23 protein-coding genes are annotated in these 25468 nt (G+C 71.6%); 6 read left to right on the top strand and 17 right to left on the bottom strand.

The features are described 5' to 3' along the window. Nucleotides 1–100 precede the first annotated feature (100 nt). The 4 genes from zwf (at nucleotide 101) to IE145_RS06795 (ending at nucleotide 3884) form a co-directional block, all read left to right on the top strand. Nucleotides 101–1633 carry a glucose-6-phosphate dehydrogenase gene (zwf, locus tag IE145_RS06810; RefSeq protein WP_010061287.1) on the top strand — a complete coding sequence of 511 codons (1533 nt, stop codon included), beginning with the start codon at nucleotides 101–103 and terminating at the stop codon, nucleotides 1631–1633. Next, a complete protein-coding gene (gene opcA, locus IE145_RS06805) occupies nucleotides 1630–2670 on the top strand; it encodes a glucose-6-phosphate dehydrogenase assembly protein OpcA (RefSeq protein WP_189519801.1) in 1041 nt (346 codons plus the stop codon). Before zwf ends, opcA begins: the two co-directional genes overlap by 4 nt. Continuing rightward, nucleotides 2667–3449: a 6-phosphogluconolactonase gene (gene pgl, locus IE145_RS06800; RefSeq protein WP_075266988.1), complete on the top strand. Its 783-nt coding sequence runs from the start codon at nucleotides 2667–2669 to the stop codon at nucleotides 3447–3449. The genes opcA and pgl overlap by 4 nt, the downstream gene beginning before the upstream one ends. Nucleotides 3450–3521: 72 nt before the next feature. Beyond that, the gene (locus tag IE145_RS06795; protein WP_030713309.1) at nucleotides 3522–3884 is read left to right on the top strand and encodes a VOC family protein; all 363 of its coding nucleotides are present in this window, start codon (nucleotides 3522–3524) and stop codon (nucleotides 3882–3884) included. 26 nt (nucleotides 3885–3910) lie between these two features. Here IE145_RS06795 and IE145_RS06790 read toward each other — a convergent pair whose 3' ends face one another. The 15 genes from IE145_RS06790 to IE145_RS06720 all read right to left on the bottom strand — a co-directional run bounded on the left by IE145_RS06790 (nucleotide 3911) and on the right by IE145_RS06720 (nucleotide 19634). Continuing rightward, a complete protein-coding gene (locus IE145_RS06790) occupies nucleotides 3911–4435 on the bottom strand; it encodes a hypothetical protein (RefSeq protein ID WP_189519800.1) in 525 nt (174 codons plus the stop codon). A gap of 93 nt (nucleotides 4436–4528) precedes the next feature. Next, nucleotides 4529–6055 carry a PH domain-containing protein gene (locus tag IE145_RS06785; protein ID WP_189519798.1) on the bottom strand — a complete coding sequence of 509 codons (1527 nt, stop codon included), beginning with the start codon at nucleotides 6053–6055 and terminating at the stop codon, nucleotides 4529–4531. After that, nucleotides 6052–6558 carry a PH domain-containing protein gene (locus IE145_RS06780; protein WP_189519791.1) on the bottom strand — a complete coding sequence of 169 codons (507 nt, stop codon included), beginning with the start codon at nucleotides 6556–6558 and terminating at the stop codon, nucleotides 6052–6054. Before IE145_RS06780 ends, IE145_RS06785 begins: the two co-directional genes overlap by 4 nt. Nucleotides 6559–6562: 4 nt before the next feature. Beyond that, nucleotides 6563–8221: a glucose-6-phosphate isomerase gene (gene pgi, locus IE145_RS06775; RefSeq protein ID WP_189519790.1), complete on the bottom strand. Its 1659-nt coding sequence runs from the start codon at nucleotides 8219–8221 to the stop codon at nucleotides 6563–6565. Between the two features lie 184 nt (nucleotides 8222–8405). After that, entirely contained in the window at nucleotides 8406–8741 is a 336-nt protein-coding gene (locus IE145_RS06770) for an RNA polymerase-binding protein RbpA (RefSeq protein ID WP_073217477.1), read from the bottom strand. A 111-nt stretch (nucleotides 8742–8852) separates the two neighbouring features. After that, entirely contained in the window at nucleotides 8853–9086 is a 234-nt protein-coding gene (gene secG / locus IE145_RS06765; protein WP_010061274.1) for a preprotein translocase subunit SecG, read from the bottom strand. Nucleotides 9087–9200: 114 nt separating this feature from the next. Further along, complete coding sequence (gene tpiA / locus IE145_RS06760; protein WP_189519788.1) at nucleotides 9201–9977, bottom strand: triose-phosphate isomerase; 777 nt, start codon at nucleotides 9975–9977, stop codon at nucleotides 9201–9203. Between the two features lie 6 nt (nucleotides 9978–9983). Next, nucleotides 9984–11195 (bottom strand): phosphoglycerate kinase, encoded by a 1212-nt coding sequence (locus IE145_RS06755; RefSeq protein ID WP_189519786.1) that lies wholly within the window; start codon nucleotides 11193–11195, stop codon nucleotides 9984–9986. 328 nt (nucleotides 11196–11523) lie between these two features. Then, nucleotides 11524–12534, bottom strand: a complete 1011-nt coding sequence (gene gap / locus IE145_RS06750) for a type I glyceraldehyde-3-phosphate dehydrogenase (RefSeq protein WP_006123685.1) — start codon at nucleotides 12532–12534, stop codon at nucleotides 11524–11526. A gap of 262 nt (nucleotides 12535–12796) precedes the next feature. After that, complete coding sequence (gene whiA / locus IE145_RS06745; protein ID WP_006123686.1) at nucleotides 12797–13786, bottom strand: DNA-binding protein WhiA; 990 nt, start codon at nucleotides 13784–13786, stop codon at nucleotides 12797–12799. After that, complete coding sequence (locus tag IE145_RS06740; protein WP_006123687.1) at nucleotides 13777–14811, bottom strand: gluconeogenesis factor YvcK family protein; 1035 nt, start codon at nucleotides 14809–14811, stop codon at nucleotides 13777–13779. Before IE145_RS06740 ends, whiA begins: the two co-directional genes overlap by 10 nt. Beyond that, nucleotides 14808–15815 carry an RNase adapter RapZ gene (gene rapZ / locus IE145_RS06735; protein ID WP_189519784.1) on the bottom strand — a complete coding sequence of 336 codons (1008 nt, stop codon included), beginning with the start codon at nucleotides 15813–15815 and terminating at the stop codon, nucleotides 14808–14810. The genes IE145_RS06740 and rapZ overlap by 4 nt, the downstream gene beginning before the upstream one ends. Further along, a complete protein-coding gene (uvrC, locus tag IE145_RS06730; protein WP_189519782.1) occupies nucleotides 15812–17893 on the bottom strand; it encodes an excinuclease ABC subunit UvrC in 2082 nt (693 codons plus the stop codon). The genes rapZ and uvrC overlap by 4 nt, the downstream gene beginning before the upstream one ends. Nucleotides 17894–18022: 129 nt before the next feature. Continuing rightward, nucleotides 18023–18988 carry a hypothetical protein gene (locus IE145_RS06725; RefSeq protein WP_189519780.1) on the bottom strand — a complete coding sequence of 322 codons (966 nt, stop codon included), beginning with the start codon at nucleotides 18986–18988 and terminating at the stop codon, nucleotides 18023–18025. Nucleotides 18989–18992: 4 nt separating this feature from the next. Continuing rightward, nucleotides 18993–19634 carry a papain-like cysteine protease family protein gene (locus tag IE145_RS06720; RefSeq protein WP_189519778.1) on the bottom strand — a complete coding sequence of 214 codons (642 nt, stop codon included), beginning with the start codon at nucleotides 19632–19634 and terminating at the stop codon, nucleotides 18993–18995. A 228-nt stretch (nucleotides 19635–19862) separates the two neighbouring features. On the opposite strand from IE145_RS06720, the gene IE145_RS06715 reads away from it, so the two are divergent. Further along, nucleotides 19863–20795 carry a hypothetical protein gene (locus IE145_RS06715; RefSeq protein WP_189519776.1) on the top strand — a complete coding sequence of 311 codons (933 nt, stop codon included), beginning with the start codon at nucleotides 19863–19865 and terminating at the stop codon, nucleotides 20793–20795. A gap of 74 nt (nucleotides 20796–20869) precedes the next feature. Here the strand turns inward: IE145_RS06715 and IE145_RS06710 are convergent, their stop codons facing one another. Next, entirely contained in the window at nucleotides 20870–21298 is a 429-nt protein-coding gene (locus IE145_RS06710; protein WP_093805758.1) for a Rieske (2Fe-2S) protein, read from the bottom strand. Between the two features lie 280 nt (nucleotides 21299–21578). Further along, on the bottom strand, nucleotides 21579–24599 hold the full coding sequence (uvrA, locus tag IE145_RS06705; protein WP_189519774.1) for an excinuclease ABC subunit UvrA: 3021 nt from the start codon (nucleotides 24597–24599) through the stop codon (nucleotides 21579–21581). A 175-nt stretch (nucleotides 24600–24774) separates the two neighbouring features. Here uvrA and IE145_RS06700 point away from each other — a divergent pair, with 175 nt between their 5' ends. Continuing rightward, nucleotides 24775–25464, top strand: a complete 690-nt coding sequence (locus IE145_RS06700) for a maleylpyruvate isomerase family mycothiol-dependent enzyme (protein WP_189519772.1) — start codon at nucleotides 24775–24777, stop codon at nucleotides 25462–25464. Nucleotides 25465–25468: the final 4 nt, after the last annotated feature.

Raw genomic sequence — 25468 nt, 5'->3', positions numbered from 1 at the left:
AAGACGAAGGCGTCGAGAAGTTCGAAGCGTCCTGGAACGACCTGCTCAAGTCGACCGAGGCGGAGCTTTCGCGCCTCGCCCCCTCGGAGGGCTGACCACTTTGTCTGCTGTTCCCGGAGCCAACCCGCTCCGTGACGCACAGGACCGACGGCTCCCGCGTATCGCGGGGCCGTCGGGCCTGGTCATCTTTGGCGTCACGGGCGATTTGTCCCGTAAAAAGCTGATGCCTGCCGTCTACGACCTGGCCAATCGCGGCCTGCTGCCGCCGGGCTTCTCGCTCATCGGCTTCGCGCGCCGCGACTGGGAGGACGAGGACTTCGCCCAGGTCGTCCACGACGCCGTCAAGGAGCACGCCCGTACGCCGTTCCGCGAGGAGGTCTGGCAGCAGCTCATCCAGGGGATGCGCTTCGTCCAGGGCAACTTCGACGACGACGAGGCGTTCGAGACGCTGAAGGCGACCATCGAGGAGCTCGACAAGGCGCAGGGGACGGGCGGCAACTTCGCCTTCTACCTCTCCGTGCCGCCGAAGTTCTTCCCCAAGGTCGTCCAGCAGCTGAAGAAGCACGGCCTGGCCGACCAGAAGGAGGGCTCCTGGCGGCGTGCCGTCATCGAGAAGCCGTTCGGCCACGACCTCGCCAGCGCGCAGGAGCTCAACCAGCTCGTGCACGACGTCTTCCCGCCCAACGAGGTCTTCCGGATCGACCACTACCTGGGGAAGGAGACGGTCCAGAACATCCTGGCGCTGCGGTTCGCCAACACGATGTGGGAGCCGATCTGGAACCGGTCCTACGTCGACCACGTACAGATCACGATGGCCGAGGACATCGGCATCGGCGGCCGGGCCGGCTACTACGACGGCATCGGCGCCGCCCGTGACGTCATCCAGAACCACCTGCTCCAGCTGCTGGCGCTGACCGCGATGGAGGAGCCGGGCTCCTTCCACCCGAAGGCCCTGGTCGCCGAGAAGCTCAAGGTGCTCACCGCCGTCGAGCTGCCCGAGGACCTCGGTCTGCACACCGTGCGCGCCCAGTACGAGCACGCCTGGCAGGGCGGCCAGGAGGTCCTCGGCTACTGCGAGGAGGACGGCATCGACCCCAAGTCGACGACCGACACCTACGCGGCGATCAAGCTGACGATCAACAACCGCCGCTGGGCGGGCGTGCCGTTCTACCTCCGCACCGGAAAGCGGCTCGGCCGCCGGGTCACGGAGATCGCGGTCGTCTTCAAGCGCGCCCCCTACCTGCCCTTCGAGTCGGGCGCGACCGAGGAGCTGGGCGGCAACGCCCTGGTCATCCGGGTCCAGCCGGACGAGGGCGTCACCGTGCGCTTCGGCTCCAAGGTGCCCGGCACCTCGATGGAGGTCCGGGACGTCACGATGGACTTCGCGTACGGCGAGTCGTTCACGGAGTCCAGCCCGGAGGCGTACGAGCGGCTCCTCCTGGACGTCCTGCTCGGCGACGCCAACCTCTTCCCGCGCCACCAGGAGGTCGAACTCTCCTGGACCATCCTCGACCCGATCGAGGAGTACTGGGACAAGCACGGCAAGCCCGCGAAGTACGCGGCCGGCACCTGGGGTCCGGCCGAGGCCGACGAGATGCTCGCACGTGACGGACGGAGCTGGAGGCGGCCATGAAGATCGATCTCACGGAAACCACGTCCAGCAAGATCAACCAGGCGCTGGTCTCGGCCCGCCGGGCGATCGGCACCCCCGCCATCGGCATGGTGCTCACGCTGGTCATCGTCACCGACGAGGAGAACGCGTACGACGCGCTCAAGTCGGCCGGTGACGCCTCGCGCGAGCACCCCTCGCGGATCATCGCGGTGATCAAGCGGGTCAGCCGCTCGCCGCGGGCCCGGCGCGACGCCCGGCTCGACGCCGAGGTGCGGGTCGGTTCCGACGCGGGCACCGGCGAGACCGTCGTCCTGCGCCTCCACGGCGAACTGGCCAACCACGCCCAGTCGGTGGTCCTGCCGCTGCTGCTGCCGGACGCTCCGGTCGTGGTGTGGTGGCCCGAGGACGCCCCCGCCGACCCGGCGAACGATCCGCTCGGGGCGCTGGCCCAGCGCCGGATCACCGACACCTACTCGGCGGAGCTGCCGCTGGACGAGCTGGCGGTGCGGGCCGCGACGTACAGCCCCGGCGACACCGATCTGGCCTGGACCCGGATCACGCCGTGGCGCTCCATGCTGGCCGCCGCGCTGGACCAGCAGCCGGCCGAGGTGATCGGCGCGACCGTCGAGGGCGAGAGCGACAACCCGAGCTGCGAGCTGCTGGCCATGTGGCTCGCGGACCGGCTCGGCGTCCCGGTGGAGCGCACGCTCTCCCAGGGCCCCGGGCTCACCGCGGTCCGGATGGAGACGAAGAACGGCGTCATCGTCCTGGACCGGGCCGACGGTTCGCTGGCCACGCTCTCCATGCAGAACCAGCCCGACCGCGCGGTGGCGCTCAAGCGCCGGGACACCGCCGAGCTGCTGGCGGAGGAGCTGCGCCGGCTCGACCCGGACAACACCTACGCCTCGGCGGTGAAGTTCGGCGTCGACAAGCTGCACTCGGGCGGCGAGGTCACGGCCAAGCCGGTCGACAGCGCCGCGGACAAGGCGGACCGGGCCGCCGGGGCCAAGGCTCCCGCCGCGAAGAAGGCCCCGGCCAAGAAGGCGGCCTCCAGGTGACGCCTCCCCAACTGGTCGTCCACCGCGACAAGGAGCTGATGGCCCAGGCCGCGGCGGCCCGGCTGATCACGAAGATCGTGGACGCCCAGGCCTCCCGGGGCCACGCCTCGGTGGTGCTGACCGGCGGGCGCAACGGCAACGGCCTGCTGGCCGCGCTCGCCGCCGCGCCCGCCCGGGACGCGGTCGACTGGTCGCGCCTGGACCTGTGGTGGGGCGATGAGCGGTTCCTGCCCGAGGGCGACCCGGAGCGCAATGTCACCCAGGCCCGCGAGGCGCTGCTCGACGCGGTGCCGTTGGACCCGGCCCGGGTGCACGCGATGCCCGCGTCCGACGGCCCGTACGGCGACGACGCGGATGCCGCGGCGGCCGGTTACGCCGACGAACTGGCCGCCGCCGCGGGGCCCGAGGACCACGGCCCGGTGCCCACGTTCGACGTGCTGATGCTGGGCGTCGGCCCGGACACGCATGTGGCGTCGCTCTTCCCGGAGCTGCCCGCGGTACGGGAGACCGAGCGCACCGTCGTCGGTGTGCACGGGGCGCCCAAGCCGCCGCCCGTCCGCGTCTCGCTCACGCTGCCCGCGATCCGCGCGGCGCGTGAGGTGTGGCTGCTGGCGGCGGGCGAGGACAAGGCGGAAGCGGCGGCCATCGCGCTGTCCGGGGCCGGGGAGATCCAGGCCCCGGCGGCCGGCGCGTACGGCCGCAGCCGCACGCTGTGGCTGCTGGACGCGGCGGCGGCCTCGCGACTGCCGCGCGCGCTCTACCCTCCGGCCTCCGCCTGAGCGTTGACGCTCTTCAGGCCCGGCCCGCATATCTTGAGCGGGCCGGGCCTTCGCCGTGAAAAGCTCGGCCCCATGGTGCATATCGGAACCGTGGTGATGGGCGCGACCGACGTGAGCAGGGCCGCCGCCTTCTGGAAGGCCGCGCTCACGTACACCGAGCGCGAGCCGGGGACGGACGACTGGGTGGTGCTGGTCCCGGTCGAAGGGCCCGGCGTCGGCGTGGCGCTGGGGCGCTCCACCTCCCCCGTCCAAGAGGTCCCCCGGGTCCATCTGGACCTCTACTCGGACGAGCAGGAGGCCGAGGTGGAGCGGCTGATGGGCCTGGGCGCCGAGCGGGTCGCGTGGGAGCTCTATCCGCCGGACCCGGACTTCGTGGTGCTCGCCGACCCCGAGGGCAACCGCTTCTGCGTCATCGACACGACGCACGGGGGCTGAGGCACCCTCCCGGAGACGTCAGGGCGTCAGGGCTTCACGCCCAGGCGTCGTGCGAGGGATTCCAGGCGCTCCAGCTCCCGTCGGGCCGCCGTCTCGTGGGCCAGATCCAGGGCCATGCCGGCGCGGGCGCAGATGTAGTCGATGTCCCGGCGGGTGGCGGCGTCCAGATCGGGCAGGGCCCAAAAGCGCCGTCTCGTGACGCTCAGGATGATCGCGATGGTGTCGAGAGCCTCGCGCCGCTGGACCGTGCAGACCTTCCGCAGGTCGTCCTTGGCGTAGTCGCGGGCCTGGCGGTCCGCCTTCTCGGCGGTGGGCCGCGCCGGTGCCCACGGGAGGCCGGCCTCCTCGGCCTCGTCGTACATCTCCGCCACCAGGGCCCGTGCGTGGACGAGTTCGTCCTCGGCGGCCGCCGTGCGGGCCGACTCCAAGAGGTCGCGCAGCCGGGCGCGGACCCCGGGGTCCTCACCGGTCCGGCTGTTCAGATAGCCCGACCACACGTCGAACGCCTTGCTCAACTCGGCGTCCAGCAGGAACCCGTACACGTCCGGCATGCAGCCGCCCCTCCGTCGGCCCGCCCCGTGCGGACGGCAGCGGTCAGGATAGGACGGGGGCGGGGCGGGGCGCCCGCGAGTTCTCCGGCCGTTCTACGGGCCCGGGCGCCCGGGGTCCCCGGCGCGCTCCAGGAAGGGCTCCAGCAGCCCGGGGACGGCCTCGGCGGCGAACGCCAGGCCCTCGGACGCGTCGGTGTCGTACGCCGTGTACGCACCGCCTCCGGCGGCCGTGGTGGCCGTGACGCTCAGCAGCCCGGCCCGGCGCTGGAACACCGACTGCTTCACCGTCCAGCCGATCACCCCGGCCCGTTCCAGGGCGGCCGTGGAGCGGCGGACCGTGCCGGAGCGGGTGACCAGATAGCGGCCGGAGAGGGCGTGGCCGAGCGCCCGGTACGCGTCCAGGGCGAGCACCACCGCCACGGGGACGGCCACCACCGCGCAGCCGAGCGCGATCCACAGCAGCACGGGCGTGAGCAGCGCCCCGAGGAGCGTCAGGATCAGGACCGGGCCGAGGGCCGCCGCGAGCGACCAGCGCAGCCGGCGGCCCCGGGCGGCGCGGGGGTGCGGGGTGAGCGCCGCGCCGGTCGGGGTGTCCCGCTCGCGCAGGACGTCGGCGGCGACGGTGTCGGCCCGGGCCCGGGGCGCGGCCGGGAGGAGGGTGTTGTGGTCGGCGTTCCTGGCCTCGTGGTCCTTGGCCAGGCCGGTGGTGATGGCATCGAGGCGGGCCGCGCCGAGCAGCCGGACGCCCAGGGGCTCGACCAGGTCGACGCCGCGCAGCCGGGCCTCCTCGACGGAGATCGACCGGGAGGTGAACAGCCCGCGCCGGACCCGCAGCGTGCCGCCCGCCTCGCGCTCCAGGCGGTAGTTCCACCACATCTCGATCCAGAGGCCGAGCGCCCCGACGACGCCCGCGACCAGGGCGGCCAGGACCAGGACGATGATCACCCAGAGCAGCGGGGTGTCCCGGAAGCGGTCGCCGGCCCACTCGATGACCTGGCCCTGCGCCCCGACCCAGTCGCTGACCTGCATCACGGCCCCGGCGGCCGCTCCGCCGAGCATGGGGGCGACGAAGGAGACCGGGGCGTATCGGATCCAGCGGGGGTCCAGGACGGCCAGTTCGCCCTCGCGGTGGACGCCGGGCGATGCGGTGGCGGCGCGCTCCAGCAGGAGAAGGCGCAGCCGTTCGCCCTCGGCGCGGGTGACCGGGTCCAGTTCGAGGGTGGACTCGGAGCCCTGTTCGCCGGTGCCGATCCGGACCGTGACGAGACCGAGGAGGCGGAGCATCAGGTTGGCGGTGAGGTCGACCGTGCGGATGCGGCTGCGGGCCAGGGAGCGGCGCTTGACGAGGAGGAGGCCGGTGTGGAGGTCGACGCGCTCCGTGCCGACGCGGTAGCGGGTGCGGTGCCAGCGGACCCGGTCGGCGCCCGCCGCGACCCCGATGACCAGGAGGGCTCCGGCGAGCACCTGGAGCACGGCGGCGGGGAGGCTGAACCAGCGGGTGAGCCCGAGCGTGACGGGGACGGCGGCGCCCGCGACGACCCCCGCCACGACGAGGGCGGTGACCAGGACCGTACGGGGGTCGAGGCGGTGCCAGTCGGCGGGCGGGGCGGCGGTGCTCATGTGGCGTCGCCGGGGGTGTCGCGGGTGATGCGGGTGAGCTGCCCGGCGAGGTCGGCGGCCAGCTCGTGGTCCAGCCCCTGGATCCGGACCGCGCCCTTGGCGGAGGCGGTGGTGACCGTGACGGTGGCGAGCCGGAAGAGCTGTTCCAGCGGGCCGCGCACGGTGTCCACGGTCTGGATCCGGGACATCGGGGCGATCCGCCACTCCTGCCAGAAGAACCCGGTGCGGACGTACACCGCTGCCTCGGTGACCTCCCAGCGGTGCGTACGGAACCACCACAGGGGGAAGAGGACGGCGGCCGCCGTGCCCGCCGCGGCCAGGACCGCGGCGGGCAGCAGCAGCCAGAGACGGGCCGGCCCGATCAGCACGCCCAGCACCGCGAGCGGGACGACGGGCACGGCGGTCGTCAGCAGCCATTGGGCCCGCCACCAGCCGACGGCGCGCTCGTTCAGCGTGTTGCGCGGCGGCCGCAGCCGGACCGTCTCCCCCTCCCCCGGTGGCATCGGCTCAGCGCCCGCGCAGGGTGCGGTAGGCGTCGACCAGGGCGGCGGTGGAGCTGTCGAGCTGCCCGGCGGCCGGTCCCCCGTCGCCGGTCAGCAGCGGTTCGATCTTCTTGGCCAGGACCTTGCCGAGTTCGACGCCCCACTGGTCGAAGGAGTCGATGTTCCAGATGGCGCCCTGGACGAAGACCTTGTGCTCGTACAGCGCGATGAGCTGGCCCAGGACCGAGGGGGTCAGCTTGTCGGCGAGGATCGTCGTCGTGGGGTGGTTGCCCCGGAACGTCTTGTGCGGGACCAGCTCCTCGGGCACGCCTTCGGCCCGGACCTCCTCGGGCGTCTTGCCGAAGGCGAGGGCCTGGGTCTGGGCGAAGAAGTTGGCCATCAGCAGGTCGTGCTGGGCGATCAGGCCGGGCAGCAGGTCGTGGACCGGGGCGGCGAAGCCGATGAAGTCCGCCGGGACGAGCTTGGTGCCCTGGTGGATCAACTGGTAGTAGGCGTGCTGCCCGTTGGTGCCGGGCGTGCCCCAGACGACCGGCCCGGTCTGCCAGTCGACGCGGTCGCCCTCGCGGTCCACGGACTTTCCGTTGGACTCCATGTCGAGCTGCTGGAGGTACGCGGTGAACTTGGACAGGTAGTGGCTGTAGGGCAGCACCGCGTGCGACTGGGCGTCGAAGAAGTTGCCGTACCAGACGCCGAGGAGGCCCAGCAGGAGCGGGGCGTTCTCCTCGGCGGGGGCGGTGCGGAAGTGCTCGTCGACGAGGTGGAAGCCGTCGAGCATCTCGCGGAAGCGGTCCGGGCCGATGGCGACCATCAGCGAGAGGCCGATCGCCGAGTCGTAGCTGTAGCGCCCGCCGACCCAGTCCCAGAACTCGAACATGTTCGCCGTGTCGATGCCGAACTCTTCGACCTTCTCGGCGTTGGTCGACAGCGCCACGAAGTGCTTCGCGACGGCGTCCTGACCGGCCCTCAGCTCGGTCAGCAGCCAGTCCCGGGCGGAGGTGGCGTTGGTGATGGTCTCGATCGTCGTGAACGTCTTGGAGGCGATGACGAACAGCGTCTCGGCCGGGTCGAGGTCGCGGACGGCCTCGTGGAGGTCGGCGCCGTCGACGTTGGAGACGAACCGGAGGGTGAGGTCGCGGTCCGTGAAGGAGCGCAGCACCTCGTAGGCCATGGCGGGGCCGAGGTCGGAGCCGCCGATGCCGATGTTGACGATGTTCTTGACGGGCTTGCCGGTGTGACCGGTCCACTGCCCGGAGCGGACCTGGTCGGCGAAGGAGGCCATCTTGTCGAGGACGGCGTGCACCGCCGGTACGACGTTCTCGCCGTCGACCTCGATGACCGCGTCGCGCGGGGCGCGGAGCGCGGTGTGCAGGACCGCCCGGTCCTCGGTGGTGTTGATCTTCTCGCCGCGGAACATCGCGTCCCGCAGCTCCGCGACGCCGGTGGCGGCGGCGAGCTCGCGCAGCAGGCGCAGCGTCTCGTCGGTGACCAGGTGCTTGGAGTAGTCGAGGTGGAGGTCGCCGACCCGCAGGGTGTAGGCGGTGCCCCGCTCCGGCTGCCGCGCGAACAGCTCGCGCAGCTGGGGTGCGCCGAGCTCCTCACGGTGCTTGGCGAGAGCCGTCCACTCGGGCGTCTGGTTGAGCTTGGTTCGGCTTGCTGCGTTCATCCGGGATATCAGCCCACTTCTCACTCGTCATCAGCATCCCCGCTGCCCCTCCAACCTAATTGATCGCGGAGGCCGACGGCGTGGAGGAGGCGGGTGGCGCGGGAACGCGGTCCGGCCGGACACCCGTGGGGTGTCCGGCCGGTTGGACGACTGGGGTTTCCGTGGAGCCGTGCGGGGAGAAATGTCAGATCTCACCGCGGAGTTTGGCCAGTGCCTCGGCGAGGATCGCCTCGCCGTCCTCGTCGCTGCGCCGTTCGCGCACGTACGCGAGGTGCGTCTTGTACGGCTCGGTGCGGGGCGGGTCGGGCGGGCTGTCCTTGTCCTGGCCGGCCGGGAAGCCGCAGCGCGGGCAGTCCCAGGTGTCCGGCACCTGCGCGTCATGGGCGAAGCTCGGCTGCGTCTCGTGCCCGTTCGAGCACCAGAAGGAGATGCGGAGGCGCGGTGCCGACTCGCCCCGCTCGGCCTCCCCCATCGGCCCCGCTCCGACCCGGCTTCCACGGATCGCGTTGCCACTTGCCACGGTCGTAACTCCCTGCGTGATGGTGCTCGAAGGATGCCTCAGTCTACGTAAGGCCCAACGTGCGTCCAGTGGAAGGAGTTACACCGTTACCGGAATCGCGGAACGGGTCGTTCAGTCGAGCTTGATGAGCAGACCGAGGACGACGATGCACGCGAACCAGACCAGACCGACCACCACGGTGATCCGGTCGAGGTTACGCTCGGCGACCGAGGAGCCACCGACGGAGGACTGCATTCCGCCACCGAACATGTCGGAGAGGCCGCCGCCCTTGCCCTTGTGCATGAGCACCAGCAGCATCAGCAGCAGGCTGAAGACGATCAGGGCGATCTGGAACGCCAGAATCACGGCTGGTCCCTACTTTCCGGATTTCTCGAATACTGCCTGTACGTACAGCGGGGGCCGGAGGGCGACCACCTCTCGGCCCCCGCAAGGGTACGACGGATCGGCGCTACCGCATACTCACTGGTCGCGGAAGCGGACGATCTTGACGAACTCGTCGGCGTCCAGTGCGGCGCCGCCGATGAGGGCGCCGTCCACGTCGGGCTGCGCCATGATCGCGGCGACGTTGCCGGACTTGACGGATCCGCCGTACTGGATGCGGACGGCGTCGGCCAGCTCCTGCGAGTACAGCTCGGCCAGCCGGCGGCGGATCGCGCCGCAGACCTCCTGGGCGTCCTCGGGGGTGGCGACCTCGCCGGTCCCGATGGCCCAGACCGGCTCGTAGGCGATGACGATCGTCTCGGCCTGCTCGGCCGGGATGTCCTTCAGGGCGCCGTCGAGCTGCGCGAGGGTGTGGGCGACCTGGTTACCGGCCTTGCGGACGTCCAGGCCCTCACCGACGCAGAGGATCGGGGTCAGGCCGTTCAGATAGGCGGCCTTCACCTTGGCGTTGCAGATCTCGTCGCTCTCGCCGTGGTACTGGCGGCGCTCGCTGTGGCCGACGGCCACGTAGGTGCAGCGCAGCTTGGCGAGCATGGAGCCGGAGATCTCACCGGTGTACGCGCCGGAGTCGTGCGCCGAGATGTCCTGGGCGCCGTACTTGATCTTCAGCTTGTCGCCGTCGACCAGGGTCTGCACGGAGCGCAGGTCGGTGAAGGGCGCCAGGACGGCGACCTCGACGTCCTCGTAGTCCTTGTCGGCCAGTGCGAAGGAGAGCTTCTGGACGTGGGCGATGGCCTCGAGGTGGTTGAGGTTCATCTTCCAGTTGCCCGCCATCAGCGGGGTGCGGGTGGTCATGAAAGGTCAGTCCTCCAGTGCGGCGAGGCCGGGAAGCGTCTTGCCCTCGAGGTATTCGAGGCTCGCGCCGCCACCGGTCGAAATGTGTCCGAAAGCGTTCTCGTCGAAGCCCAGGATGCGGACGGCCGCGGCGGAGTCGCCACCGCCGACGACGCTGAAGGCCGGGGAGTCGACGAGCGCCTGGGCGACCGCGCGGGTGCCGTCGGCGAAGTCGGGGTGCTCGAAGACGCCCATCGGGCCGTTCCAGAAGACGGTGGCCGCGTCGGCGAGCTTCGATGCGTAGAGCTTGTTGGTCTCGGGGCCGTTGTCCAGCCCCATCTGGCCTTCCGGCATGGCGTCGGCGGCGACGGTGGTGGGGTGGGCCGGGGCCTTGGTCTTCAGGTCCGGGAAGGACGGGGCGACCACGACGTCGACGGGCAGGACGAACTCCACGCCCTTCTCCTCGGCCCGGCGCAGGTACTCCCGCACGGCGGGGATCTGGTCCTCCTGGAGCAGCGAGCTGCCCACCTCGTGGCCCTGGGCCTTGAGGAAGGTGTACGCCATGCCGCCGCCGATGAGGATGCGGTCGGCCCGCTCCAGCAGGTGGTCGATCACGCCGAGCTTGTCGGAGACCTTGGCACCGCCGAGGACGACCGCGTACGGGCGCTGGACGTCGGTGGTGAGCTTCTTCAGGACGCCGACCTCGGTGGCGATGAGGTAGCCCGCGTAGTGCGGCAGCCGGGCCGGGAGGTCGAAGACCGAGGCGTGCTTGCGGTGGACGGCGCCGAAGCCGTCGCCCACGTAGGAGTCGGCGAGCTCGGCCAGCTGGTCGGCGAAGGCGCCGCGCTCGGCGTCGTCCTTGGAGGTCTCGCCGGGGTTGAAGCGGAGGTTCTCGATGACGGCGACCTGGCCGTCGGTGAGGCCGGCGACCGTGGCGCGGGCGGACTCGCCGACCGTGTCGGTGGCGAAGGCGACGTCGGCGCCGAGGAGTTCGCCCAGGCGGGCGGCGGCGGGCGCCAGCGAGAAGGCCGGGTCCGGGGCGCCCTTGGGGCGGCCGAGGTGCGAGGCGACGACGACACGCGCGCCGGCCTCGGCGAGCTTGGCGACCGTCGGGAGGACGGCGCGGATGCGGCCGTCGTCGGTGATCGTGGTGCCGTCCAGCGGCACGTTGAGGTCGGCGCGGACGAATACCCGCTTGCCCGCGACCCCTTCGGCGAGAAGTTCGTCGATCGTCTTCATCTGTTCCGTTTACTCCTTGGAAGGACCGATGAGCATGCTAGGCCGTGTCGACAGACTGCCGTCGTCCGGCCGGAGGCCGGGCCGCGCGGCGTCTGGTGCGTGCGATCGCAAGGCGCCGGAATGGTCTCGAATGGGGCCTCCCCTGCTCGAACGGAGCTGAGAGCTTGGGGAAGGAGCTACTTGGCCATTTCGGCAACGCTGCGAGCGTGCGTGCCAGGCGTCGCGCGGCAGACGGCAGTCTGTCGACACGGCCTGAGGGGCTCGACCGGCGCGTCGTTGCGCCGGTCGAGCCCCTCAACTCACATCGATGTGCCTGCCGACCCGAGGATCAGAGCTGTTCGCCGACGAAGACCGTGAGGTCGACGAGGCGGTTGGAGTAGCCCCACTCGTTGTCGTACCAGCCGAGGATCTTCACCGAGTTCCCCTCCTGGACCATGGTCAGGGAGGAGTCGAAGGTGCAGGACGACGGGTCGCCGACGATGTCCGAGGAGACGATCGGGTCCTCGGTGTACGTCAGGAAGCCCTTGAGGGCGCCGTCGTCGGAGGCCTTCTTGAACGCGGCGTTGACCTCGTCCTTGGTGACCTCGCGCTGGAGGGTGACGACCAGGTCGGTGGCGGAGCCGGTCGGGACCGGGACGCGCATCGCGATGCCGTCGAGCTTGCCCTTGAGCTGCGGGAGGACCAGGGCGGTGGCCTTCGCGGCACCGGTGGTGGTCGGGATGATGTTCTCGGCGGCGGCGCGGGCGCGGCGCAGGTCCGAGTGCGGGAAGTCCAGGATGCGCTGGTCGTTGGTGTACGCGTGGACCGTCGTCATCAGGCCCTTGACGATGCCGAAGTTCTCGTCGAGAACCTTGGCCATCGGCGCCACACAGTTGGTGGTGCAGGAGGCGTTGGAGATGACGTTGTGCTTGGCCGCGTCGTACTGGTCCTGGTTGACGCCCATCACGATGGTGATGTCCTCGTCCTTGGCCGGAGCCGAGATGAGGACCTTCTTGGCGCCGCCCGCGATGTGCTTCTCGGCGTCGGCCTTCTTGGTGAAGATGCCGGTCGACTCGATGACGATGTCGACGCCCAGCTCACCCCAGGGGATGTCGGCCGGGTTGCGCTCGGAGAGCACCTTGATGGTGTGACCATCGACGGTGATGGTGTCGGCGGTGTGGCTGACCTCTGCCTTGAGGCGGCCCAGGATGGTGTCGTACTTCAGCAGGTGCGCAGTGGTCGCAGTGTCACCCAGGTCGTTGACAGCCACGATCTCGATGTCCGCACCCTGCTCGAGCAGCGCGCGGAAGTAGTTGCGACCGATGCGGCCGAAGCCGTTGATGCCTACGCGGATCGTCACGAACCGATCTCCTCGTTAGGTACGCCGGTTTTCGACGCCGGCGAGTTGTATAGGGATGTCCCCGACCGCTTCCGACCCTACCTCTCCATGGGCCGGTGAGTGACATCGAGAGGGCCCCTACGCGCCACCGGATACGACCGGTGGCCCGTACTCGCCAGTAGGAGTACGGGCCACCGTTTCGCCCGCCGGGACGTGGGTCCCGGCGGGCGCGGGACCGAGGTCCCGGCGGGTTCGGGACCAACGTCCCCCGCCCGCCGCCGAGTCAGCCGACCAGGCCGTCGGCGAGCTCCTCGCTGAGGGTCGCCTCGGTCCCCGGGATGCCCAGGTCCTGGGCCCGCTTGTCGGCCATCGCGAGCAGTCGGCGGATCCGGCCGGCGACCGCGTCCTTGGTCAGCGGCGGGTCGGCGAGCGCGCCCAGCTCCTCCAGCGATGCCTGCTTGTGCTCCATGCGCAGCCGTCCCGCGGCGGCGAGGTGCTCGGGAACCTCCTCGCCGAGGATCTCCAGCGCGCGCCCCACCCGGGCCCCGGCGGCGACCGCCGCGCGGGCCGAGCGGCGCAGGTTCGCGTCGTCGAAGTTGGCGAGCCGGTTGGCCGTGGCGCGGACCTCGCGCCGCATCCGCCGCTCCTCCCAGGCGAGCACCGCGTCGTGGGCGCCGAGCCGGGTCAGCAGGGCGCCGATCGCGTCGCCGTCGCGGACGACCACGCGGTCCACGCCGCGCACCTCGCGGGCCTTGGCGGCGATGGAGAGCCGGCGGGCCGCGCCGACCAGGGCGAGGGCCGCCTCGGGGCCCGGGCAGGTGACCTCCAGGGAGGAGGAGCGGCCGGGCTCGGTGAGCGAGCCGTGGGCGAGGAAGGCGCCGCGCCAGGCCGCCTCGGCGTCGCAGGTGGCCCCCGAGACCACCTGCGGGGGCAGCCCGCGGATCGGCCGGCCGCGGCCGTCGACCAGACCGGTCTGGCGGGCCAGCTGGTCGCCGCCCGCCACCACGCGGACGACGTAGCGCGAGCCGCGCCGCAGCCCGCCGGGGGCCATCACGATCAGCTCCGAGCTGTGCCCGAAGATCTCCAGGATGTCGCGCTTGAGACGGCGGGCGGCGTTGCCGGTGTCCAGCTCCGCCTCGATCACAATCCGGCCGCTCACCAGGTGCAGCCCGCCCGCGAACCGAAGAATCGCCGAGACCTCTGCCTTCCTGCAGCAGGTCCGGGTGACGGGAAGATGAGAGATTTCGTTCTTCACCGCTGGCGTCATCGCCATGGGCCGATCCTTCCATGCATCCGAAAAATACGGTCGTACGCGGCGGCCAACAGCTCCTGATCATGGACCGGAACGCCGTCGGGCGATGCCACCGGCGCCAGCTCGACCGCGGCCCCGAGCCGCTGGGCGGCGTCGGCGAGGGACTCACGGTCGGGCACGGCGGCCTCGTCGGCCAGCACCACGTCCAAGGCGAGTTTAGGGGCGTGTCGCCCCAAAACCTCCAAATGACGCTGCGGTGAGAAGCCTTCTGTTTCGCCGGGCTGGGGCGCGAGGTTCAGCGAGAGGACCTTACGGGCCTTCGTGGTGACCAGGGCGTCGAGCAGCTCCGGCACGAGCAGGTGCGGGATCACCGAGGAGAACCAGGAGCCGGGGCCGAGGACCACCCAGTCGGCGTCCAGGACCGCCGCGACGGCCTCCGGGACGGCCGGCGGGTCGGGCGGTACCACGTGCACGGACTGCACCTCGCCGGGCGTGAGCGCCACCGTGGCCTGACCGCGCACGGTGACGATCGCGTCGGGCAGATCGGGGTCGTGGCCCTTGACCAGGGCCTGGAGCTCCAGCGGGACGGCCGACATCGGCAGCACCCGGCCGTGCGCGCCGAGCAGCTTGCCGACCAGGTCGAGCGCCTGGACGTGGTCGCCGAGCTGCTCCCAGAGGGCGACGATCAGCAGATTGCCGACCGCGTGCCCGTGCAGGTCGCCCTTGGACTCGAACCGGTGCTGGACCACCTGGGACCAGGTGCGGCCCCAGTCGTCGTCGCCGCACAGCGCGGCGAGCGCCTTGCGGAGGTCGCCGGGCGGCAGCACGCCCAGCTCCTCGCGCAGCCGGCCGCTGGAGCCGCCGTCGTCGGCGACGGTGACCACGGCCGTCAGATCGCCGGTGATCCGGCGCAGCGCCGTCAGGGACGCCGAGAGACCCATGCCGCCGCCGAGCGCGACGACCTTGGGCTGAGCACCGCGCTTGCGGCCCGAGAGCGCCGAGGTGGCGCGGCTCAGGCGCCGCATCCGCAGGTTGCGTCCGGTCACTCTCGCCCCATGTCGCGGTGGACGAGGACGGTCTCGATGCCTTCGGCGGCGAGGCGGGCGGAGAGCTTCTCGGACATGGCGACGGAGCGGTGCTTGCCTCCGGTGCAGCCCACGGCGATGGTCACGTACCGCTTGCCCTCGCGGCGGTAGCCCGCGGCGATGAGCTGGAGCAGCTCGGTGTACTGGTTGAGGAATTCCTTGGCGCCCGGCTGGTCGAAGACATAGTCGGACACCTCCTCGTTGACGCCGGTGAAGGGGCGCAGCTCGGGGACCCAGTGCGGGTTGGGGAGGAAGCGGCAGTCGACGACGAGGTCGGCGTCGACGGGGAGGCCGTACTTGTAGCCGAAGGACATCACCGTGGCCCGCAGCTCCGGCTCGGACTCGCCCGCGAACTGGGCGTCCATCTTGGCCCGCAGCTCGTGCACGTTGAGGCTGGAGGTGTCGATGACCAGGTCGGCGTCGCCGCGCAGCTCGCGCAGCAGGTCGCGCTCGGCCGCGATGCCGTCGACGATGCGTCCGTCGCCCTGGAGGGGGTGCGGGCGGCGGACGGACTCGAAGCGGCGCACGAGGGCGTCGTCGGAGGACTCCAGGAAGACGATGCGCCGGGTGACGTGCTTGGCCTCCAGGTCCGCGAGGGATTCGCGGAGGTTGTCGAAGAAGCGCCGGCCGCGTACGTCGACGACGACGGCGATCCTCGCCACGTTGCCCTGGGAGCGGGCGCCGAGCTCGACCATGGTGGGGATCAGCGCGGGCGGCAGGTTGTCGACGACGAACCAGCCGAGGTCCTCCAGACACTTGGCCGCGGTGCTGCGGCCGGCGCCCGACATCCCGGAGATGATCACCAGCTCGGGGATGGCCGCGTCACCCGTCTCGTTCGGGGTGTTCGTACTCACGTCTGCTGCTCCGTCTGCTCGGTCTGCGGTGTCGGCCGTCTCCGTGACGGCCGGGCCTGTGGCGGTCGGGCCTGTGGTGTTGTGTGCGGTCTCGTGGCTGTTCTCGGTCATGAGCTGCCCCCGTCGTCCTCTTCAATGATCTCTCCTGTGGCCGTGTTCACGGCAGGTGCCGCGGGAGCGGTCGAGGCGAGGGCGGCGGCCACCGATTCCGCCGTCCTTCGCCCTATCCCGGGGACCTCGCAGATCTCGTCGATTGTCGCCTGCCGGAGCTTCTTCACCGAGCCGAAATGCTTGATCAGTGCCTGCTTCCGGGTCTCGCCGAGGCCGGGCACGGCGTCGAGGGGGCTGGTGCGGATGCGCTTGGCGCGTTTGGCCCGCTGGTAGGTGATGGCGAAGCGGTGCGCCTCGTCCCTCACCCGCTGGAGGAGGTAGAGGCCCTCGCTGGAGCGGGGCAGGACCACGGGATCGTCGTCGTCGGGCAGCCAGACCTCTTCCAGGCGCTTGGCGAGGCCGCAGACCGCGATGTCGTCGATGCCCAGCTCGTCCAGGGCGCGCTTGGCGGCGGCGACCTGGGGCTGCCCGCCGTCGACGACGACGAGCTGCGGCGGGTAGGCGAACCGCTTGGGGCGGCCGTCGTCCTCCCGGGGCTCGCCGTTTTCGGCGACGGCGGGGACGGGGCCGGTCGCGGCGGGTCCGGGGGCGGCGGGTCCGGGGGCGGGGCCGGTCGCGGCGGGCCCGTCGGCCGGGGCCGCGGGGTCCGCCGGCTGCTCCTCCCACTCCCCCGTGCGCTCCTTCTCCTGGAGGTAGCGCTTGAAGCGGCGGCCGATCACCTCGTGCATCGAGCGGACGTCGTCCTGGCCCTCGAAGCCCTTGATCTGGAAGCGGCGGTACTCGCTCTTGCGGGCGAGGCCGTCCTCGAAGACCACCATGGAGGCCACCACGTCGTCGCCCTGGAGGTGGGAGATGTCGTAGCACTCGATGCGCAGCGGGGCGGTGTCGAGGCCCAGCGCCTCGGCGATCTCCTCCAGGGCGCGGGAGCGGGTGGTCAGGTCGGAGGCGCGCTTGGTCTTGTGCAGCCCGAGGGCCTGCTGGGCGTTGCGCTGGACCGTGGCCATCAGGTCCTTCTTGTCGCCGCGCTGCGGGATGCGCAGGCTGACCTGGGAGCCCCGGCGCTCGGCGAGCCACTGGGAGACCGCCTCGGTGTCCTCGGGCAGGGCCGGGACCAGGACCTCCTTGGGGACGGCGTCGCCGCGCTCCTCCCCGTACAGCTGCTGGAGGGCGTGCTCGACGAGGCCGGAGGTGTCGACCGCCTCCACCTTGTCGGTGACCCAGCCACGCTGGCCGCGCACCCGGCCGCCGCGTACGTGGAAGATCTGGAGGGCGGCCTCCAGCTCGTCCTCGGCGACGGCGATCAGGTCGGCGTCGGTGGCGTCGGCCAGGACGACGGCGCTCTTCTCCATGGCCCGCTTGAGGGCCTCGGCGTCGTCGCGGAGGCGGGCGGCCCGCTCGTACTCCATCTCCTCGGCCGCCTGCATCATGTCCTTCTCCAGGCGGCGGATGTAGGTGCCGGTGCGCCCGGCCATGAAGTCGCAGAAGTCGTCGGCCAGATCCCGGTGTTCCTCGGGGGTGACCCGGCCGACGCAGGGGGCGGAGCACTTGCCGATGTAGCCCAGCAGGCAGGGGCGGCCGGTGCGCGCGGCGTTCTTGAAGACGCCGGCGGAGCAGGTGCGGACGGGGAAGACGCGGAGCATCAGATCGACCGTCTCGCGGATCGCCCAGGCGTGGCCGTACGGGCCGAAGTAGCGCACGCCCTTCTTCTTGGCGCCGCGCATGACCTGGACGCGGGGGAACTCCTCGTTGAGCGTGACCGCGAGGTAGGGATAGCTCTTGTCGTCCCGGTACTTGACGTTGAACCGGGGGTCGAACTCCTTGATCCAGGAATACTCCAGCTGGAGCGCCTCGACCTCGGTGGAGACGACCGTCCACTCGACGGACGCGGCGGTGGTGACCATCGTGCGCGTACGCGGGTGGAGATTGGCCAGGTCCTGGAAGTAGTTGGCCACGCGCTGGCGCAGGTTCTTGGCCTTCCCGACGTAGATCACCCGGCGGTGCTCGTCGCGGAACTTGTAGACCCCCGGGGAGTCGGGGATCTGTCCCGGCTTGGGGCGGTAGCTGGAGGGGTCTGCCATGTCTCACACCCTACTTGCGGGCAGTGACAGTGCGTCGTCCTCGGCTGGTGCCGCACTCCGGAGTGCCGTGGGGTGTCGCGCACTCCGGAGCGCGGGCCGGTGGGCCGCCGGTGTCGCCCGGTCCGCCGCTCAGGCGTCCGTGGCCGGGGATCGCCCGGTACGGCTCCGGCGGCGCAGCGCGGCGGCCCCGCACAGGACCAGGGCGAGCAGCGCCCCGGCCCCCGCGGTGGTGGAGACCGCGGTCAGGGCCGTGTCGGGGCTCTGCGCCGCTCCGGCCGCGGCCGGGCCCCCGGCGCGGGCCGCGGCGGCCTGGTCCGCCGCCGGGCCCGGGACGGGGCCGGCGGCGGGCGCGGGGCCGGTGGCCGGTCCGCCGGCCGCGTCGGGGCCGTAGCCGCCCGCCCGGCCGGAGCGGGCGTATCCGGAGCCGGGCAGCTTGTCGCCGTACGCCTCCTTCACCCGGGTCCGGTAGGCGTCGAGCGTGGTGCCCCCGGCTCCGACGGCGGCCCTCGCGTCCTGGTCGAGCGGGAGGACCCGGGAGCCGTCGTGGACGTACCAGGCGTCGATCTGCGGTTCGCGGAAGACGGTGCCCCCGGGGAGGGCGCGGGCCCCTCGGGTGACGTAGCGGGCCTCGTCGTCGCCCGCGGCGATGTTCACCACCTGCCAGTCACCGTCGGCGCCCGCCCCGGGGAGGGTCCACAGGGAGGCCTTCTGGCCGTCGGAGGAGACGGCGGTGCTGGCCAGGTAGTCCAGGGTGCTCGGGGCGGCCCCGGGCTCTCCGGCGACGAAGGCGGCCGAGAGCGTCCGCACCGGCACGGCCTTCCCCTGGATCTTCGGTGCGCTCGCCTTCCTGCTCACCGCGCCCTCCCGGGCGAAGAACCGGGACAGGGTGTCCAGGGTGGCCGGCTCGGTCGCGGCCTCGTGGGCGGCTTCGAGGGTCGAGGCGGACAGCTTCGGCACAGCCGCGCGGCCGTCGTCGGCGAGGGCGGGAGCGGCGGCGGTGAACAGGGCGGTCGCGGTGAGGGCGGTGGCGACGGCGAGGCGCCGGGTGGTGGCCGCGTCCCGTGCGGTGGCTGTGCGCCGGGTGGTGGAGTTCATGTCCTCACGCCCCGATCCGGTAGAGCGAGTGGGTCCAGGAGAACTCGTTGTTGTTCACGTACCAGGCGTGCGAGGCCCAGTTGTAGCGGTTGCTGGAGGGCCAGGGATCGCCCCAGTAGACCCAGCTGTTGGCGTCGTCGTACCCGTAGATGACGTGCATGTGGCCGCCGCCGGACGACCACTGGATCCGGGTCTCGATGGGGCGCCGGGCGGATATCTCGGCCTGCACGGTCGAGTAGCGCAGCCAGCCGGTGACGTAACTGCCGGGCCTGACCCCGGCCCAGGACAGACCGGTCTGGACGTTGCCCAGGGTGGCCTGGGAGTTGGGGCACTGGGTGTTCTGGTTGCGGTTGAAGGCGGCGTTGCAGAACTGGTTCTGGGAGTAGCCGCGGCCGAACCAGGCGGCGATGGTGTTGCCGCCGGCCGCCCAGCACCAGTTGCTCTGCTGCTGCGCCTGCATGGTGATGTTGAGCCGCTGGGCGGCGGCGACGGTGGAACCGGTCGTGGCAGGGGGCTGGGCGGCGGTGGCGGTGGCGGTGGCCGCGGGGACGGCGAGGAGGGCGGCGGCCAGGAGGGCGGTGAGCGAGAGCCTTCTGGACCTTGCAGTCCTTCCGGGCCGTCTGGGGCTGACATTGCGGTTGCGCATGGCGTTCCTCCCGAAACGGGGGTGGGGATCGGAGGAGCGCGTCCGGACGCTGACGAAGAGCATCCGGCGTTGTCCGGAGCAGGTCAACACGCTTCAATGCGAGGTGACATCACGGTGTGAACGGCACGGCGTCCGTGTGAACGGCACCGCCCCGGTCACCTGCTCCCCCGCATCCCCCGGGGGCCGGTGTCGCCACTCCCCACGTGAACGTTCACCGGAGGCCCGCCCATGCGGCAGACCGAGACCGAGACCGAACTGGCGCAGGTGCTGCGGACCGGTCCGTTCCATCTGGCGTTGCGCACGGCCCTGTCGGTGCGCGGGCTGCCGCTCCAGCGGGTGCGGCACCATCTGGCGCACCGGGGCGTCAAGCTCGGCGTGACCAGTCTCAGCTACTGGCAGCAGGGGGTGCGCCGTCCCCGGCGGGCCGAGTCGCTGCGGGCCGTGCGGGCGCTGGAGGAGGTACTCGCGCTGCCGGAGGACTCGCTGCTGAGGCTGCTGCGCGACGGTGACGCCGCGGGCGAGGGGGACCGCCCGGCGGGGCGTTCGTACCGCTCGCTCATGGAGGCGTCGGGCTCGGTGGAGCGGCTTCTCGCGGCGATGGAGTCACCGGTGGACGGCGGGCTGCACACGGTGGGGCACCAGGAGCGGGTGCGGATCGGGGCGCGCCGGGAGCTGGCGGGCCGTACCTCCCGGCATGTGGTCCGCGCGCACCGGGACGGCGTGGACCGCTATCTCGCGGTGCACCGGGGCGATCCCGGCTGTGACCCGTCGCGGATCACGGTGCGGGCCCTGGAGAACTGCCGGACGGGCCGGGTCCGCTGGGACGGGGAGTCGGGGGTGCTGGTCGCGGAGCTGCTGTTCGACACCCGGCTGCGGTCCGGCGAGACGTACCTCTTCGGATACGGCTTCGAGGACGGTACGGGTGGGGCGAGCGGCGAGTACGTGCGCGGCTTCACCTTCGGGGGCGGCCAGTACGTGCTCCAGGTCGGCTTCGACGAGGCCGCGCTCCCGGTGCGGTGCCGCCGGTTCGCCCAGGCGTCGGCGGGGGCCGCGCGCGGGGCCCGCGGGGACCTCACGCTGACCGGCCGGCACCGGACCGTGCACCTGGTGGAGGAGGGCGTACGGCCGGGGCTGATCGGGATCGACTGGGACTGGGAGTGAGGGGCGGCCGGGCCCGGTACGTCTGTGAGCCGGCCGGGCGGAGGCGCCGTGGGCGGCCGCCCGGTGCTCGTGGTTCAGGCGTCGGGGCCCGCGACGAGGTTGCCGCCCTCGGCGGTGACCGGGACGGCGGGCAGCGGCACAGTGGCCGGGCCCTCGATGACCTCACCGGTGGTCGTGTCGAAGCGGCTGCCGTGGCAGGGGCAGTGGCCCTCGGTGCCCTCGATCTTGGTCAGGACGCAGCCGCCGTGGGTGCACTGCGCGCTGAACGCCTTGTACTCGCCCTTGGCCGGGCAGCTCACGACGAGGCGCGCTTCCCGGTAGAGCTTGGCTCCGCCGACCGGCACCTCGGAGGCCGCGCCGAGGGCGACGGGGGCGGTCGGCGTGGGGTTCTTGGCGTGCCCCAGCTTGGACTCGGTCGAGCAGGCGGCCGCCCCGAGCCCGGCGGCACCGGCGAGCGCGGCGCCCTTCAGCACGGTACGGCGGGCGGCGGGCAGGCCGGGCATGCGGACTCCACGGGTGTCGTTCGGGGCGGACCGCGGTGGGGCACCGCAGTCGGGTCGCCGGACGGGCGCGGAGCGACGACGGCGGCCGCGGGTGCCGGTGACAGAACCGACCATACCGGCGGGGAACGGGAGCCCTGCGGGCGGGCCGGTCGAGAGCGGGCGGCCAGGGGCGGTTCCCGCGGAACCTGCCTCCGCTCCGCCGGGGACGGGGGGCCGCCCCTGCCGAGGGCGGCGGCCCCCGTCGTCCTGCGAGGGTCGCCGCCATCGGTGGGCCCGGGGCTCAGGCCTTGCGGGCGCGAGCCGTCTTCTTGGCGGCGGCGGCCTTGGTGCCGGTGGCCTTCGCCTTGGTCGCCGTGGCCTTCTTGGCCGTGGCCGCCGTCTTCTTCGCCGGGGCGGCCTTGCGGGCGGCCGTCTTGCGGGGAGTCCCGCCCGAGGGCACCGCCGCCTCGGCGATGCGGTCCGCGTCCAGGATGCCCTGGAGGAACTTCCCGGTGTGGCTGGCGGGCACCGATGCGACCTGCTCCGGTGTTCCCTCGGCGACGACCAGTCCGCCGCCGTTGCCGCCCTCGGGGCCCATGTCGACCACCCAGTCGGCGGTCTTGATGACGTCGAGGTTGTGCTCGATGACGATCACCGAGTTGCCCTTGTCCACCAGGCCCGAGAGCACCGTGATCAGCTTGCTGATGTCCTCGAAGTGCAGACCGGTGGTGGGCTCGTCCAGGACGTAGACCGTGCGGCCGGTGGAGCGCTTCTGCAGCTCGCTCGCCAGCTTGACGCGCTGTGCCTCACCGCCGGAGAGGGTCGGCGCGGACTGGCCGAGCCGGACATAGCCGAGGCCGACGTCGTTGAGCGTACGGAGGTGGCGGGCGATGGCCGGGACGGCCTCGAAGAACTCCAGGCCCTCCTCGATCGGCATGTCCAGCACCTCGGCGATGGACTTGCCCTTGTAGTGGACCTCCAGGGTCTCCCGGTTGTAGCGCGCACCGTGGCAGACCTCGCACGGGACGTACACGTCGGGCAGGAAGTTCATCTCGATCTTGATCGTGCCGTCGCCGGAGCAGTTCTCGCAGCGGCCGCCCTTGACGTTGAAGGAGAAGCGGCCCGGCAGATAGCCGCGCACCTTCGCCTCCATCGTCTCGGCGAACAGCTTGCGGACATGGTCGAAGACTCCGGTGTACGTCGCCGGGTTGGACCGGGGGGTCCGGCCGATCGGCGACTGGTCGACGTGGACCACCTTGTCGACGAGGTCGTCGCCGTCGACCCGGGTGTGGCGGCCGGGCACCGACTTGGCGCCGTTCAGCTCACGGGCCAGGTGGGTGTAGAGGATGTCGTTGACCAGGGTCGACTTCCCGGACCCGGAGACGCCGGTGACGGCGGTGAGGACGCCGAGCGGGAAGGAGACGTCGATGTCCTGGAGGTTGTTCTCCCGGGCGCCGTGCACGGTGAGGCTGCGGGCCGGTTCGACCGGGCGGCGCACGTCCGGGGTCGGGATGGACCGCTTGCCGGACAGATACTGGCCGGTGATGGATGCCTTGTTCCCCAGCAGCTCCTTGAGCGAACCGGAGTGGACGACCTTGCCGCCGTGCTCACCGGCGCCGGGGCCGATGTCCACGACCCAGTCGGCGACCTTGATGGTGTCCTCGTCGTGCTCGACGACGATGAGCGTGTTGCCCATGTCGCGCAGCCGGACCAGGGTCTCGATGAGCCGGTGGTTGTCGCGCTGGTGCAGACCGATGGACGGCTCGTCCAGGACGTACAGCACGCCGACCAGGCCGGAGCCGATCTGGGTGGCCAGCCGGATGCGCTGGGCCTCGCCGCCGGACAGGGTGCCGGCCGCACGGTTCAGCGAGAGGTAGTCCAGGCCGACGTCCACCAGGAACTTCAGCCGTTCGTTGACCTCCTTGAGCACCCGCTCGGCGATCTTCTTGTCGCGGGCGTTCAGCCTGAGGCGGCCGAGGAACTCGGCGCACTCGCTGATCGACATCGCGGCGACCTCGGCGATGGACTTCTCCATCACCGTCACCGCGAGGACGATCGGCTTGAGCCGGGTGCCCTCACAGGTGGGGCAGGGCACCTCGCGCATGTAGCCCTCGAAGCGCTCCCGGCTGGAGTCGCTCTCGGCCTCGGTGTGCCGCCGCTTGACGAACTGCACCGCGCCCTCGAAGGCGGGGGTGGTGTAGGCGCGCTCGCGCCCGTAGCGGTTGCGGTAGCGGACCTCGGTCTGGATCTTGTGGCCGAAGAGCAGGGCCTTCTTGGCCCGCTGCGGCAGTCCGGCCCAGGGGATGTCCGTACGGAAGCCGAGGGCTTCGGCGAGCGCGCCGATCAGGCGGCCGAAATACTCCTTGGTGTGGCCGTGGGACCAGGGGTGGATGGCTCCCTCGTCGAGGGACTTCTCCTCGTCCGGGACGATCAGCTCCGGGTCGACCTCCATGCGCGTCCCGATGCCGGTGCAGTCGGGGCAGGCGCCGAAGGGCGAGTTGAAGGAGAAGGAGCGCGGCTCCAGCTCCTCGAAGGAGAGGTCGTCGTACGGGCAGTAGAGGTGCTCGGAATACATCCGCTCGCGCTCGGGGTCGTCCTCGGGGAGGTCGACGAAGTCGAGCACGACCATGCCGCCGGAGAGGCCGAGCGCGGTCTCGACCGAGTCGGTCAGCCGGCGCTTGGCGCTGTCCTTGACGGTGAGGCGGTCGACGACCACCTCGATGGTGTGCTTCTCCTGCTTCTTGAGCGTGGGCGGCTCGGCGAGCTGGATGGTCTCGCCGTCGACCCGGGCCCGGCTGTAGCCCTTGGTCTGGAGGTCGGCGAAGAGGTCGACGAACTCGCCCTTGCGCTCGCGCACCAGCGGCGAGAGGACCTGGAAGCGGCTGCCCTCGGGCAGGCCGAGGACCTTGTCGACGATGGCCTGCGGCGACTGGCGGGAGATGGGGCGGCGGCACTCGGGGCAGTGCGGCTTGCCGATGCGGGCGAAGAGCAGCCGGAGGTAGTCGTAGACCTCCGTGATGGTGCCGACCGTCGAGCGCGGGTTGCGCGAGGTCGACTTCTGGTCGATGGAGACGGCCGGGGACAGACCTTCGATGAAGTCGACGTCCGGCTTGTCCATCTGGCCGAGGAACTGCCGGGCGTACGAGGAGAGGGACTCCACGTAGCGGCGCTGGCCCTCGGCGAAGATCGTGTCGAACGCGAGGGACGACTTGCCCGACCCGGAGAGCCCGGTGAACACGATGAGGGAGTCACGGGGCAGATCGAGCGAGACGTTCTTCAGGTTGTGCTCGCGCGCGCCACGGACGATGAGACGGTCGGCCACGCCGGTCCGCACCTTTCTAGAGAGAAGCGGGGGAACTGAGCCCCTCTCCCAGGGTATGGGGGGCGCCACAGCGGTGTACGAAGCTTTCGATTCCGAGCGTATAGCACGCACATTCGATTTACGGCCGCCCTCACCCTTCTTCACCCGAACGAGTGGCAGAGCTAGGCTCGGCCGCATGATTGATCATGCGCACGACCTGGGAGCTGTACGGGAAGCGACCGAACGGCTGCTCGACGCAGTCGGCAAACTGGACAACGCCGCCGTCGCCGAGCCCTCACGGCTGCCCGGATGGAGTCGGGGCCATGTTCTGGCCCACCTGTCACGTAACGCCGAAGCGCTCGGAAATGTTCTCCGGGGTCTCCCGATGTACGCGAGCAGCGAAACCCGCGACGCCGACATCGCGGCCGGCGCCCCCCGCCCGGCGGCCGAGCAGCTGGCCGACCTGCGGGAGACCGCGGACGCCTTCCTGGCCGTCTGCGCCGAACCGGCCGACTGGTCCCGTACGGTCACCCTGCGCAACGGGGTGACGGACTCCGCGGCCCGGGTCCCCTTCCGGCGCTGGGTCGAGGTCGATCTGCACCACGTCGACCTCGGTATCGGCTACGAGCTGGAGGACCTCCCCGCCGCATTCGTGGAGCGGGAGATCGCCTTCCTGGCCGATCGCTTCCTGGGCAACGAGAGCGTGCCCGCCACCGGGCTGACCGATGCGGACGGCCGGACCTGGAGCACGGGCGGCGGCCCGCCGAGCGACCTCGTGACAGTGCAGGGGCCCGCCGTGGAGCTGCTGGGCTGGCTCTGCGGACGGCGCGACGGCTCCGCGCTGACCGTGGCCGGAGGCCCGTTGCCCACGCTGCCCCCGCTATAGGCTG

The organism is Streptomyces sindenensis, assembly GCF_014649035.1.
GTDB lineage: Bacteria > Actinomycetota > Actinomycetes > Streptomycetales > Streptomycetaceae > Streptomyces > Streptomyces sindenensis.
The sequence above is the reverse complement of the archived record's forward strand: the minus strand, read 5'-3'. Positions and strand labels throughout refer to the sequence as shown.

What these genes read in the sequence shown, in the direction of transcription:
- opcA (WP_189519801.1), top strand. Translation starts at nt 1,630, where the DNA reads ATGAAGATCGATCTCACGGAAACCACGTCCAGCAAGATCAACCAGGCG.
- IE145_RS06795 (WP_030713309.1), top strand. Translation starts at nt 3,522, where the DNA reads ATGGTGCATATCGGAACCGTGGTGATGGGCGCGACCGACGTGAGCAGG.
- IE145_RS06790 (WP_189519800.1), bottom strand. Translation starts at nt 4,435, where the DNA reads ATGCCGGACGTGTACGGGTTCCTGCTGGACGCCGAGTTGAGCAAGGCG.
- IE145_RS06785 (WP_189519798.1), bottom strand. Translation starts at nt 6,055, where the DNA reads ATGAGCACCGCCGCCCCGCCCGCCGACTGGCACCGCCTCGACCCCCGT.
- IE145_RS06780 (WP_189519791.1), bottom strand. Translation starts at nt 6,558, where the DNA reads ATGCCACCGGGGGAGGGGGAGACGGTCCGGCTGCGGCCGCCGCGCAAC.
- pgi (WP_189519790.1), bottom strand. Translation starts at nt 8,221, where the DNA reads ATGAACGCAGCAAGCCGAACCAAGCTCAACCAGACGCCCGAGTGGACG.
- tpiA (WP_189519788.1), bottom strand. Translation starts at nt 9,977, where the DNA reads ATGACCACCCGCACCCCGCTGATGGCGGGCAACTGGAAGATGAACCTC.
- IE145_RS06755 (WP_189519786.1), bottom strand. Translation starts at nt 11,195, where the DNA reads ATGAAGACGATCGACGAACTTCTCGCCGAAGGGGTCGCGGGCAAGCGG.
- whiA (WP_006123686.1), bottom strand. Translation starts at nt 13,786, where the DNA reads ATGGCGATGACGCCAGCGGTGAAGAACGAAATCTCTCATCTTCCCGTC.
- rapZ (WP_189519784.1), bottom strand. Translation starts at nt 15,815, where the DNA reads ATGACCGAGAACAGCCACGAGACCGCACACAACACCACAGGCCCGACC.
- uvrC (WP_189519782.1), bottom strand. Translation starts at nt 17,893, where the DNA reads ATGGCAGACCCCTCCAGCTACCGCCCCAAGCCGGGACAGATCCCCGAC.
- IE145_RS06725 (WP_189519780.1), bottom strand. Translation starts at nt 18,988, where the DNA reads ATGAACTCCACCACCCGGCGCACAGCCACCGCACGGGACGCGGCCACC.
- IE145_RS06720 (WP_189519778.1), bottom strand. Translation starts at nt 19,634, where the DNA reads ATGCGCAACCGCAATGTCAGCCCCAGACGGCCCGGAAGGACTGCAAGG.
- IE145_RS06715 (WP_189519776.1), top strand. Translation starts at nt 19,863, where the DNA reads ATGCGGCAGACCGAGACCGAGACCGAACTGGCGCAGGTGCTGCGGACC.
- IE145_RS06710 (WP_093805758.1), bottom strand. Translation starts at nt 21,298, where the DNA reads ATGCCCGGCCTGCCCGCCGCCCGCCGTACCGTGCTGAAGGGCGCCGCG.
- IE145_RS06700 (WP_189519772.1), top strand. Translation starts at nt 24,775, where the DNA reads ATGATTGATCATGCGCACGACCTGGGAGCTGTACGGGAAGCGACCGAA.